The sequence below is a fragment of the Mycolicibacterium novocastrense genome, assembly GCF_001570485.1.
GTDB lineage: Bacteria > Actinomycetota > Actinomycetes > Mycobacteriales > Mycobacteriaceae > Mycobacterium > Mycobacterium novocastrense.
In genome coordinates this window covers 1-11,938 of sequence record NZ_BCTA01000091.1, presented here as the reverse complement: position 1 = coordinate 11,938, position 11,938 = coordinate 1, and the positions used below count along the sequence as shown (strand labels likewise).

The window sequence follows — 11,938 nt, the reverse complement described above, 5'->3', positions numbered from 1 at the left end:
CTTCAATTCCTCCGGATACCGCCTCGATGACTTCGAACCCACGTGCCCATCCTTCCCAACGGAAGAACTCTCCCGACACGCCGGGGTGGATCATGGACGTTGCTGGTGCCTGTGGTGGGTTTGGCGCTGGGCGTCGTCGTGGTCGGGGAAAGGGTGGCTTTGGCCGAACTGCTGGGTGCAGCGACGGTGGTCACCGCGCTGGCGATCGTCGCCGTTGCCGGGCGCATCACGACCCGGCCGCAGCACATCAGGGGTGATGGCTGAGCCGACATCGGAGACAAACTCAGACTTGATCATGACAACGAGGAGAAGGGTCCTTAGATGGGGCAGTTAGCGAGTATGGGAGGGGACACGTCGGCCGACGACGTGGACACGAGCACCGGGGAATCCATCGCACCGCAGCCTTACACCCTGGGGGATGCTGACGGACCGCTGACTCGCGATGAGCTGAACCTGGTCGATGCGTGGTGGCGTGCGGCGAACTACCTGTCGGTAGGGCAGATCTATCTGTTGGACAATCCTCTGGCGCGTGAGCCGCTGCAGCCCGACCACATCAAGCCACGTCTGCTCGGTCACTTCGGCACCGTGCCCGGACTGAATTTGGTGTGGGCACACGCCAATAGGCAGATAATTCGCCGTGAGCTGAGCGCCTTGTTTGTTGCCGGGCCCGGGCATGGTGGTCCGGGGCCCAACGCGTGCGCGTGGTTGGAAGGCACCTATTCCGAGCTCTACAGCCACATCCCGCAGGATCTCGCCGGGATGAAGGCGTTCTTCACCCAATTCTCGTATCCAGGGGGCGTTCCGAGCCATTGTGCGCCGGAGACGCCGGGTTCGATCCATGAGGGCGGTGAGTTGGGTTATTCGTTGTTTCATGCGTTCGGGGCAGCGCTGGACAATCCTGACTTGACGGTCTTTTGCGTCGTCGGTGATGGTGAAGCCGAAACCGCGCCGCTGGCGACCAGTTGGCACGCGCACACGTTCTTGAATCCGGTCCGCGACGGCACGGTAATACCGGTTCTCGCGCTGAACGAGTACAAAATCGCCAACCCCACCATCTTCGCCCGTATGCCCGAATCTCGACTGTTGGAATTGTTGCGCGGATACGGCTATGACCCACATGTGGTCAGCGGTGATGATCCCGCGGCGGTGCATCAAGCGATGGCCGCGGCTCTGGATGCCTGTCTGAACCAGGTCGCACAGATCAAAGAGTCGGCCCGGTTGAATACCGATCGGCCCTCCGACCGGCGCTGGCCCATGATTGTGTTGCGCACGCCGAAGGGCTGGACATGTCCGCCCATGGTTGACGGGCAGCAGGTCGAGGGTACGTTTCGTTCCCACCAGGTGCCCCTGCCGGCCGCCCGCACCGATACCCGACACCGCGAGGTGCTCCGAGAGTGGTTGCAGTCGTACCGTCCGGAGGAGCTTTTCGACGAAGCTGGGCGCCCGGTGGCCGCGCTGTCGGAGCTGGTGCCTGACGGTGATCGGCGAATGAGCGCCAATCCGGTGAGCAACGGCGGAACTCAGTTGCGCGATCTGCTGCTGCCCGACTGGCGCGAGTACAGTGTCGAGGTTTCGGCTCCGGGGGCCACCTCGCACGAGGCCACCCGGGTGTTGGGCCGGTGGCTTCGCGATGTGACCGACTGGAATCGCTCGAACTTTTTGACCTTCGCGCCTGATGAATTGGCCAGCAACCGGCTGCAGGACATTCTGGAGGTGACCGGCCGTAATTGGCAGGCCGATATCGGCGAGTTCGACGAAGGGCTCGATCCGCACGGCCGAGTGATCGAGGTGCTGTCCGAACACATGTGCCAAGGGCTGCTGGAAGGGTACCTGCTGACCGGCCGACACGGCGTCTTCACCTGCTATGAGGCGTTCATCCACATCGTCGACTCCATGTACAACCAGCACGCCAAGTGGCTGCAAGCCAGCATGGCTGTGCCATGGCGCCGCCCCATCGCCAGCCTCAACTACCTACTGTCATCACATGTTTGGCGGCAGGACCACAACGGTTTCACTCACCAGGACCCAGGCTTCCTTGATGTGGTGATGAACAAAAGACCCGAGATCGTGCGGGTCTACCTGCCCCCCGACGCCAACACCTTGCTCTCGACCTATGACCACTGCCTGCGCTCACGGCACTACGTCAACGTGGTCGTCGCGGGCAAACAACCACAAGCCAATTGGCTGTCGGCGACCGACGCGGCCCTGCACTGCGCGCGTGGGGCGGGGACCTGGTCGTGGGCCGGCAACAACGATGTTGTGGGAACCGTGCCCGATGTCGTACTCGCCTGCGCTGGTGACATCCCAACACTGGAAACCCTTGCCGCCGCATCGATCCTCCGGGACCGCCTCCCAGATTTGCGGGTTCGTGTGGTCAATGTCGTGGACCTGATGCGACTGCTGCCCGAAGACAAACATCCCCACGGCCTGCCCGACTACGAATTCGACAGCCTGTTCACCGAAAGCAGTCCGGTGATCTTCGCCTTCCACGGCTATCCGTGGCTGGTTCACCGACTCACCTACAGCCGAACCAACCACAAGAACCTCCATGTACGCGGTTACAAGGAAAGAGGCACCACCACAACACCCTTCGACATGGTGATGCTCAACGACCTGGACCGGTACCACTTGGTCATCGATGTCATCGACCGTGTTCCCGCACTAGGCACCCGGGCCGCCGGGCTGCGCCAGGAAATGGCCGATGCTCGCCTTCGGGCGAGGACATGGACCCGGCAGTACGGCGCCGACATTCCCGACGTCGCCGAATGGACCTGGCCAGGGTAAGAGTGTGGAACACTCGTCGGTGGGGCCGGGGCCTCACTCATTTAAAGCCGGGCCTGACGTGGCTGTCAGGGGCGGCGTTGGTAGCTGTCGCGTGGACGTGGTGGCTATGGGCAACCTGAGGGTGAACGTGGCGCCGGCGCCTGGACCTGGCTGGTTGCGGGGGTAAGCCCCCTGGGGTGGTTGGATTTCGAGGCTGAGACCGAATGGGCTCGGACGCTACCAAGCTTTTGCGCCGTGGTACCCCGCGGTGTGCAGATGCACATGAAATGCACCCGGCAGCGCTGCCATGATGAGTCGGTGAACTGTTGGGCCACAGCGGCTTTCAGCCCGGCGTGGGCATTGCAGATGACCAGATGCACCCCGGCCAGGCCGCGGGCGCGCAGCGAGGCCAAAAACTCGCGCCAGAACTCGTAGGACTCACTGTCACCCACCGCGGTACTCAACACTTCACGCGTGCCCTCGGGGCAGCGACGTCGGCGGGGTCGGTGTGGGCGAAAACCGTCTTGACCGCCGCGGTCACCGCTGGGGCGTGTTTAGCCGATACCGCCAACCATGCGACATTGAATGCTCGATGTGCGGTCATAATTACTCGGCCATCCAACGCACTCCGAACAAGCGGCCGGCGTCGTCGACGCCGGTGATCAGGATGCACATACAACCCGGGGACGGCCTGCGCCGAAGTCAGCGCAACGGTCAACTGCAGCTTTGTGTTCCGTTGGTTGCGATCACTTCGGCGCGGTGGACCCCAAGCGGTCGATCATGGCGGCCGCGGCCGCGGCGATAGCCTCGCCGAAAACAACCAGTGGTGACCGCACACGTTTGCGCCAACTCCGGTCAGTTGTGTCTGTCACCGACAGTGTCGGCTGTTCGTCGCTGCCACATCTCTGGTGTCGTCGACAGATTCACGTTGGGCAGAATGTCAGGTTGTCTCTGCGGCTGTGGTCGACAACCGAATCAAGCCAATGAATTTCGTCCTGAAGGACATGCGGACACAGAAGCGGCTTTCACCGCTACGGCGCGGAGGGTCGGGTAGGACGGGGGAGGACGCGAATTTCACCGCCACCACGGCAAACCACCGCCGGATCCGGGACGAACGTCCAAAGCCCTATGCCTCGGCCTGCGCCGCCACCAGGGGCGCGGGCGCTGCCCGGATACGATTGGACGAAGGTGGTCTTGGATACCGGCCTCACCGCACAATTCGACCAGATCGGCCCGCTGTTGATTGGCCTCCTGGCTCGCCGGGTTAGTCATTGCCGCAGCGGTCATCCTCGCCCGCCGCAGCACGTCGCCGTAACACGACAGAACAGTCGCTGCAGTCGCTTGAGCATAAGTGCGAGAAACCCGTTCAGCGATGATCTCCGGGGGCGCGATATCTCTTTCGGTGATGTCGCATGGATGCCGCGCTCATTATCGCCTGCGAACGGCCCAGCGAGAAGGCGTGGGATGTTATCGAGCCGCCTCGGCGGCACCGCCTGGGGAGCGAAGTACCGCGTACACCTCGCAGTGTCCTCACCCACCGCATGTATCGTTGCCGGCGCTTCGGTGTCGCCATCGCTGCCAATTCAAACAGTATTAGGCGAGGGGCGAATGTCGCTGGCCGGCATGCGCCGGCATTGCGCCCCGTCGGGCACAGCCGGGGACTTTGGTCGGTTGCGATAGAGCCCAATTGGCCCGCCTGTAGTGGACGTTGTGCTGTTGGCGCGTCCCGGTGGGTAGTGCAAAATCGGCACTGTAGCACCGATGAAAGGATCCCCGATGAAGACTCAGCGCGCTCTTTGGTATGGCGCAGCGGTCGTCGCCGTCGCGTTGGCCGCGATGGTCTTGGGCGCCCCGGCGTCGCTTGTCCTGCTGGCCCTGCTCTTGCTGGCATGCCCGGTGATGATGATGTTCATGATGGGCGGAATGGGCGGCGGCCATGGCCATGGCCATGGTTCCGATCGTGAGTCCACCGACACCCACGATCATCGCGACTCCGCCGGGCGGCCATAACCACCAAAGACACCGCGGATCGGACGGCAGCGCGATGGCCGATGCAACCGGCAAGTCAGAAGACATGGTGATCAACCGTGACGAGGGAAGCATGGTTGTCGCCGTTTTCGGCGCGCATGGACGCTACCGCGGGATCGCCTGGTGCACGCGCCAGCCACGCCACTGACGGTAAGGGCGTTGCGGACCCAATCCAATCCGTCGCCTCAAAGCCGATGCGTCAAACGTTTCGGCGCCGCGCACCGAACCGCCATCGGGGCGCACCGTCGCACCGAACGCCGGTGAGGCCCTGTTCGAAGCGATCTCCGCGCGGGTGCGCACGCTGCCCGACGGGCAGCGGCCCAATCTCGTGGTGTTCGGGGAAAGCCTGGGGTCCTTCGGCGCCGAGGCGGCGTTCTCGTCGCTGAACAACCTCATCGCCCGCACGGATGGGGCGATGTTTTCCGGCCGACGCTGGGTGGGACCACCCGCGCATCGTCTATCTGCAGCACCCCTCCGATCCCATCGCCTGGTGGGATCCCGATCTGGCGTTGCGCAAACCGGATTGGCTCAAAGAGGACCGCGGCAATGACGCGTTGGCGAGCATGAATTACAGTGGATTCCGGTGGTGACATTCCTGCAGATCGCCGCGGACATGGCCGTGGCGACCGGAGTCCCCGACGGCCACGGCCACCGCTACGTCAAAGACCTTGTGACGCCTGGGCGTTGGCCTTGCAGACCACCGGCATGGACCGCCGACAAAACCGAGCGCCTACGCGCGATGATCCAGACGCCCCAATAGCCCAGCCGACATGGCACCGTCGGGGCCCAGCGGTTTTGACGAACTCCCCGCGGATTGAAAAGGGGCCTTCTACCCTCGATTCCGTGTCCTAGTACCGCTGCATTGACGCCCCAGCGGCCTGCAGTCTTGAGTGTGGGGGACAGGCGCGAAGGATTCGGGAGTGGCCGTGAACGAACACATGGTGGCGTTGGACGTGATCCAGCATGCGCTGGAGTTGGCGGTGCGGGCGCCGTCGCTGCATAACAGTCAACCCTGGCGATGGGTGCTACACGACGGGGTGCTTGATCTGCATGCGGATCCCACCCGTATCGGTCACGGCAGCGACCACACCGGGAAGGAGGTGCTGCTCAGTTGTGGTGCCGTGTTGGATCATTTACGGGTGGCCATGGCCGCGGCGGGCTGGGACAGCCTCACCGAGCGCTTCCCCAACCCGAACGATCGCGATCACCTGGCAACAGTTGAGTTCGCGCGTGCGGTGTTCGTCACCGATGCCCAACGCGGCCGCGCGGCGGCCATCGCCCACCGGCGCACCGATCGGCTTGCGTTCGCGGTCCCCGCGAGCTGGGAGGCGTTTGAAACCGTGTTGCGCGCAACGGTCATCGGCAACGGCACGCATCTGGACGTCCTCGACGCGGATGCCCGCTCCCAATTGGCACACGCGTCGCGGCTCACCGAGCAGTTGCGACGCTACGATGCGTCCTACCACGCCGAATTAGCATGGTGGACAACACAACCGCCATCCACACAGGGCATCCCGCCGACCGCGTTGGTCTCCGGCGCTGAATCGGCTCGGGTGGATGTGGGGCGGGCCTTTCCTGTCCGCGGCGAGACCAACCGGCGCGCCGACATCGATCGCGATGACGCCAAGATTCTGGTGTTGTCCACCTACGATGACAGCCGCGACTCCGTGCTGGTCTGCGGCGAAGTGCTCTCCGCCGTGCTGCTGGAGGCCACCATGGCCGATCTGGGCACCTGCACCCTGACACACATGATCGAAGCGGCCGCCAGCCGCGAAATCGTGCGCCGCCTCACCAGACGAACCGCCGAGCCGCAGGTGTTGATCCGAATCGGCACCGCGCCGCCAACCGATCCGCCGCCACCTCCCACACCGCGGCGGCCGCTAACCGACGTGCTCGAAATCGGCCCCTAGCCTCCCTAGCCTCGATCTTTGGTGAAGGGCTCAGTTTGCTGGGGGGTGGGGTCGGTTGTGTCGGGTGCGGTGGACTGGGCGTTGGTGGTCCTCGGCGCGGTGTCGCTGATTCTCCTGTGTCCTTGGTGGTGGGGTTGCCGGTGGTGAATTCAGTTGAGCGCGGCGAGGTTTCGTAGTCCGTTGATCAGCAGGCCATCGTCGGCTCAGGCGCAGGATGTGGCGGCGGCCGGTGATGATGATCCACCCGGCCACGCTCAGCAGCCGCAAGCGTAATCGTTTGGGTTCCCAGCTGCGGGGGGCGGGCCAGGCCAGCAATTGGGTCCAGGTCAGCAGCTCGTAGGCCAGGGCGGCGAGATCGAGCCAGATCTCGTTCTTGCCGAAGGCCGGTAGTGTTATCTAGAGCTGGTTATCGGTTGTCCACTACGTGCATGACGGAACCCGGATTCCGCGTCCATGAAACGCCAATGCCCGCGACCATGATCGGCTCTACACGGATCGCGTGCGCCTTAATTTTTCGAGCGCCGGCGCGGACCATTACGCCATCGACTTGAGCTGCCGATGATGCCACAACCGGACGCAATCCGGCGACGTCCCGAAAGATTCGAGTAATGGGACGCTATCGTACTATGGCGGTCAGTAGACGTTGAGAGTACCGATTCAACCAAGCGCGCAGGGTTGACCGGTGAATACCTGCATTAGTTTCATCCCACCTACTTGCTGTCAGGAGCTGTGATGTCCAACCCAGAGAAGGGACACGTCGGCCCACATCCGGGATCCGCCAGACACGAGCACGCCCCCCAGGCGCAGAGCCCAGCGCCCAGCGCCGAAGATCCCCACGCTGGGCACGGAGAGCATCTGGCTTACATCGGACAGGATCCCCAGGCCGGACATGACGGTCATGATCGACATGCCGGCCATGGCGCGCACGGGGAGATGTTTCGCCGCCGGTTCTGGTTCAGCCTGGTTCTGTCGGTACCGGTGGTGGTGTTCAGCCACATGATCGCCGAACTGTTCGGCTACACCCGGCCGGACTTTCCGGGCATGACATGGATCGCCCCGATTCTGGGCACGGTGATCTTTGTCTATGGTGGCATGCCGTTTCTCACCGGCGGCTGGGCCGAGGTGAAATCGCGCCGTCCCGGGATGATGCTGCTGATCGCGATGGCGATCAGCGTCGCGTTCGTCGCCTCGTGGGTCACCACTCTGGGGATCGGGGGTTTCAACCTGGATTTCTGGTGGGAACTGGCGTTGCTGATCGTCATCATGCTGCTGGGGCATTGGCTGGAGATGCGGGCCCTGGGTTCAGCATCGGGGGCACTGGACGCACTGGCGGCGATGTTGCCCGACACCGCCGAGAAGGTCACCGACGACGGAGTCCGCGAGGTCCCTCTCTCAGAGCTGGAGCTAGGCGATGTGGTGCTGGTGCGTGCCGGCGCCCGGGTGCCAGCCGACGGCGCAGTCACCGACGGCCGCGCCGAGGTTGACGAGTCGATGATCACCGGCGAGTCCAAGCCGGTGACCCGCCAGGTCGGCGATACCGTGGTGGCCGGCACCGTGGCCACCGACAGCGCTCTGCGGGTGCAGATCACCGCGGTCGGCGATGACACCGCCCTGGCCGGTATCCAGCGTATGGTCGCCGCCGCGCAGGCTTCCTCTTCGCGGGCGCAGGCACTCGCCGACAAGGCCGCCGCGTTTCTGTTCTATTTCGCCGCCGTCACCGGTGTGATCACCTTCGCGGTGTGGACGTTGTTGGGCAACCTCGACTATGCGGTGACCCGCACGGTCACCGTCCTGGTCATCGCGTGTCCACATGCCCTCGGGCTGGCGATTCCGCTAGTCATCGCAATCTCCACTGAACGCGCCGCACGCGCCGGGGTGCTGGTCAAGGATCGGCTGGCGCTGGAACGGATGCGCACGGTGGATGTGGTGCTTTTCGACAAGACCGGCACCTTGACCGAGGGGCGACATCAGGTCACCGGCACCGTTGCCACCGCCGGGATCAGTGAAGAGCAGCTGCTCGCGCTGGCCGCCGCGGTCGAGTCCGACAGTGAGCATCCGGTCGCCCGGGCCATCGTGGCCGCGGCCCAATCACGGATGCCGTCCAGTGAGCGGGTTGTCGCTAACGACTTCCGGTCCCTGCCCGGCCGGGGGGTGCGCGCCAGCGTCGACGGCACCGACGTTTCGGTCGGTGGCCCGGCCATGCTGGCCGACCTGCGACTGTCGGTCCCCGATGATGTCAGCGCAGTGACCCGCGGTTGGGTGCAGCGCGGCGCCTCGGTGCTGCATATCGTCCGCGATAACCAGGTGCTGGGCGCGGTGGCACTCGAAGACGCCGTCCGGGAGGAATCGCGTCAGGCGATCGACGCGTTGCACGCCCGAAACGTCAAGGTGGCGCTGATCACCGGCGATGCCCAACAGGTCGCCGATGCGGTTGCCACGGATCTGGGCATCGATGAGGTGTTCGCCGAGGTGCTGCCCGAACACAAGGACGCCAAGGTCGCCGAACTGCAAAAGCGTGGGCACCGGGTGGCGATGGTCGGCGACGGCGTCAACGACGCACCGGCGTTGGCCCGCGCCGACGTCGGCGTGGCCATCGGCGCCGGTACCGATGTCGCAATCGAATCCGCGGGGGTGGTGCTGGCAGCCAACGACCCGCGCGCAGTGCTGTCGATCATCGAACTGTCCCACGCCAGCTACCGCAAGATGTGGCAGAACCTGGTGTGGGCGACCGGATACAACATCATCGCCGTACCGTTGGCCGCCGGTGTACTCGCCCCGATCGGGGTGGTGCTGCCGCCTGCCGCGGCGGCGGTGCTCATGTCGGTCTCGACGATCGTCGTCGCGCTCAACGCCCAGCTGTTGCGCCGCCTTGATCTGGACCCCGCCCACTTGGCCCGGACCCGACAAGCCACTCGCCACATCCGCACCGACAGAGGTGCATCAGTCAGTATCGATGCCTAGAAGATCCTTTCGTGGCCGAACGCGGCGCTGTCGTCGCTGTCGCGGTGTTGATGCTGGCGGCCTGCGGAACCGCCCCGCCGCCGCGGGCACCGATTGCGATGCCCGACATCGATCGCGGTCGCGTCGGCCCGCGTACAGCATTGGCGCCGCCGCTGCTGCACGTCGACGCGGGGTGAACGGTGTTGGCCGGCACCCACACCGGAACGTGCTGCATCGCAGGCAGGGCGGGCACCGGACTCTGCAAGCGTGGCCTACCAGCGAACCTGCCCTACTTCCCACGCCGTCTGGTAAGGCAGATTCTCACTTCTAGTTTCGTCAGCACAAGCACCGTTGTCGCGCATCCAATTCGGCGGTCGACTTCGCTGAGCCATTCGAGCGCCTGCCCATCGGCGGCCCTGCGGACGGAATGCTGTGCCGACTTGCGGAGACGGTCACCGCGACGGTGCTTCAATTATGGGCGGCTCGCTTGCCCAACTTTGGGTGTTTGTGCGTGACGAGTCGCTACTGCAGTGTGCACAGTCCGCACACGGATCATCTTAGTATTGACCAACTACATATAGCTTGCAACGTCTATCTAGTGGCAGTGATGCGCTGAGCGGAATGTTCAGTTGAGATTGAGCATGGCAACGTCGGGACGCACTTCCTCCAGGATGGGTTGAGGTGGAGAAGCTGACCGACTGGGCAAGGACGTTGGCCTACAAGGAAATTGCGGCCGCTTTGCTCGCGTTCGGCGTGCGGTGTGCGTCGCCGCAAAGGGAGCTAACTGTTACTGTGGCAAGCTCCTCGAGCGACCGTGTAGAGCTTTACCGAGCCAAGGGAGGGAGTATCAGCCGCGAACGAAGATGCTCGAATCACCTCTTTCGCAGAACCTTGACAGCGTCACACGCTATCGTCAATTCTCATATAGCAGAGTCACTTCGGTAGTGCAGGGAGTGAAGTAACAGGCTCGACAAGGAGAGGCTGATGAAGCTAGCGCAGAGCCGGCGAGTCACCGGTCCGAGCCCTCCGGCGGCAGATGCCGCGTCCAGCCTATATGTCCGTCGGCGATTAATACGTGACTGCACTTCGGAGCAATGGCTAGTGCGAACTCCTTTGGTTCGGTTCGTGCACGGGCATAGCACACACGCGCGTTTGCGCGGCAACGGGCGGTAGTCGGGGAGTAGCAATCGAGAGGAGACATGAAATGAATGAGGTTCTGCAATACAGATGGGTAAGACGGCGTCTGGGTGGGGCGACTACCGCTGTTGCGGCGTCGTGCATCGTAGCGTCGGTAGCAGCCGGAGCTGCGGTTGCGCAGCCACCGCCGCCGGATCCGTGTTCTCCGGCCGCCGTGATGCGCGCGCACGCTGCAGCGATGACTCGAATGGCTGACTATCTCGACTCCCGCCCCGACGTTCAACAGGTGTTTGTCGATGCCAGAAGCAAGGCCACACCCCAGGAGCGGCACGGCGTGATTCAAGCGTTCACCGAGAATCACCCAGACGTGGCTGCTGCCTTTCAGAACATCCATCAACCGGTTAAGGATCTGAGTGCGAGATGCGGCTTGCCCATGGGCCCAGGGATGATGCCCGACGGCATGGGGCCCGGTGGTATGGCGCCCGGACAGATGGGTCCCGGCGGCATGGGGCCCGGGCAGATGGCGCCTGGAGCGATGCCTGGGCAGTGAGTCTTGGCGCTCGTCGCTTAATGACTACGCGGGAAATGACAGTGGTGCGACGTGGCGTCACAACCTCTGAGCGCAAACTCGTCTTCGGTGGGTGGCTCTCTGCTCACCGGCGAGTATGGGCGAGCGCGGGCATACTTGAGCCGCTAGCGCGTCGCCGGCTGCGCCTGACGACCGGCGCTAGTTTTAGTGCGGTCAGCACCGCGGTCGCTCATGGCAGAAGCATCGCTTCCTCAGGGCCGGCGACCAGCAACGGCATGAATACGGCATTGCCCGATCGCGGCCGTAGAAGGCGTCGCTGTTGAACCCGGAGTGCTCGGCACCCGGCCTTTACCAAAGGGCCGACAATTCTACTAAGCGACTCAGTAGACGCTCCGCATACTACTAAGCTATTTAGTAGTATGCGGAGACGGACAGCGTGTGGACAGTTTGTCGGCCGACGCGGCGCCGGGCCGGTTAGCCAGGGCTGACCCGTCGGCATCTGGCGGCGAATCTCGATGCCAACCGGCCTCACCATAGGAGTGAGGTGAGCCCCTCGTGGTGGTCCAGTCGTTGTGGGACTCTGTTGCCCGAGTGTTCGGGCAGGAAGAATCAACGACGACATGGCATCGAA

General features: G+C 63.9%; 8 protein-coding genes and 3 pseudogenes. 9 read left to right on the top strand and 2 right to left on the bottom strand.

Annotation, left to right across the window (positions count from 1 at the left end; all coding sequences use genetic code 11):
- The first annotated feature begins 105 nt into the window (after positions 1-105).
- The gene (locus RMCN_RS31155) at positions 106-264 is read left to right on the top strand and encodes a hypothetical protein (RefSeq protein WP_165604486.1); all 159 of its coding nucleotides are present in this window, start codon (positions 106-108) and stop codon (positions 262-264) included.
- Positions 265-321: 57 nt separating this feature from the next.
- Entirely contained in the window at positions 322-2,784 is a 2,463-nt protein-coding gene (locus tag RMCN_RS26855; protein ID WP_084377786.1) for a phosphoketolase family protein, read from the top strand.
- A gap of 260 nt (positions 2,785-3,044) precedes the next feature.
- Here RMCN_RS26855 and RMCN_RS26850 read toward each other — a convergent pair.
- Positions 3,045-3,245 (bottom strand): annotated as a pseudogene (locus tag RMCN_RS26850) (transposase); the annotation flags it as partial.
- 1,294 nt (positions 3,246-4,539) lie between these two features.
- Here RMCN_RS26850 and RMCN_RS26845 point away from each other — a divergent pair.
- From RMCN_RS26845 to RMCN_RS26835, 4 genes and pseudogenes are all read left to right on the top strand, one after another.
- Positions 4,540-4,773, top strand: a complete 234-nt coding sequence (locus tag RMCN_RS26845) for a DUF2933 domain-containing protein (RefSeq protein WP_067395772.1) — start codon at positions 4,540-4,542, stop codon at positions 4,771-4,773.
- A gap of 310 nt (positions 4,774-5,083) precedes the next feature.
- Positions 5,084-5,381, top strand: a pseudogene (locus RMCN_RS32160) (alpha/beta-hydrolase family protein).
- The gene (locus RMCN_RS32155) at positions 5,375-5,551 is read left to right on the top strand and encodes an alpha/beta-hydrolase family protein (protein WP_372516307.1); all 177 of its coding nucleotides are present in this window, start codon (positions 5,375-5,377) and stop codon (positions 5,549-5,551) included. Before RMCN_RS32160 ends, RMCN_RS32155 begins: the two are co-directional and overlap by 7 nt.
- A gap of 166 nt (positions 5,552-5,717) precedes the next feature.
- Entirely contained in the window at positions 5,718-6,701 is a 984-nt protein-coding gene (locus RMCN_RS26835; protein WP_067395775.1) for an Acg family FMN-binding oxidoreductase, read from the top strand.
- Positions 6,702-6,890: 189 nt separating this feature from the next.
- Here RMCN_RS26835 and RMCN_RS32150 read toward each other — a convergent pair.
- Positions 6,891-7,082 (bottom strand): annotated as a pseudogene (locus RMCN_RS32150) (transposase); the annotation flags it as partial.
- A 351-nt stretch (positions 7,083-7,433) separates the two neighbouring features.
- Between RMCN_RS32150 and RMCN_RS26825 the strand changes: the two are divergent.
- The 3 genes from RMCN_RS26825 to RMCN_RS31915 all read left to right on the top strand — a co-directional run bounded on the left by RMCN_RS26825 (position 7,434) and on the right by RMCN_RS31915 (position 11,328).
- Complete coding sequence (locus tag RMCN_RS26825) at positions 7,434-9,662, top strand: heavy metal translocating P-type ATPase (RefSeq protein WP_067395765.1); 2,229 nt, start codon at positions 7,434-7,436, stop codon at positions 9,660-9,662.
- An 11-nt stretch (positions 9,663-9,673) separates the two neighbouring features.
- On the top strand, positions 9,674-9,838 hold the full coding sequence (locus tag RMCN_RS31150; protein WP_165604485.1) for a hypothetical protein: 165 nt from the start codon (positions 9,674-9,676) through the stop codon (positions 9,836-9,838).
- A 1,007-nt stretch (positions 9,839-10,845) separates the two neighbouring features.
- A complete protein-coding gene (locus RMCN_RS31915) occupies positions 10,846-11,328 on the top strand; it encodes a hemophore-related protein (RefSeq protein ID WP_067395762.1) in 483 nt (160 codons plus the stop codon).
- Positions 11,329-11,938: the final 610 nt, after the last annotated feature.